This is a genomic window from Romboutsia sp. 13368 (genome assembly GCF_018336475.1).
GTDB lineage: Bacteria > Bacillota > Clostridia > Peptostreptococcales > Peptostreptococcaceae > Romboutsia.
In genome coordinates this window covers 1,209,429-1,209,749 of record NZ_CP048741.1, presented here as the reverse complement: position 1 = coordinate 1,209,749, position 321 = coordinate 1,209,429, and the positions used below count along the sequence as shown (strand labels likewise).

Genomic DNA, 321 nt, shown 5'->3' with positions numbered 1-321 from the left:
TGTAGATGTTGCACAAAAAATAGTAATAAGTCAAATAGATAAAGAAATTCCAATACCATTTCTTTTATTAAAACATAAGAATAAAAAATTAGACGAATATGTTTGGCATTGGTTCATAATTGCAGGATACAAAAAAACTTATGATGACTTAATTGTGAAAATAATAACCTATGGAAAGTATGAGTGGATTTCATTTAATGAGCTATGGGATAATGGGCATAAGCAAAAAGGTGGTATGATAATAGTTGATTTATAGATTAATACAAAATATTAGTAAATAAAAGAAGTGAATTTTTACCAAATATTAGGTTTAATAATTGA

Annotated in this window: 1 pseudogene; it reads left to right on the top strand. The window is 24.6% G+C overall.

Annotation, left to right across the window (positions count from 1 at the left end):
* Window positions 1–256, top strand: a pseudogene (locus G3997_RS04925) (hypothetical protein); the annotation flags it as partial.
* Window positions 257–321: the final 65 nt, after the last annotated feature.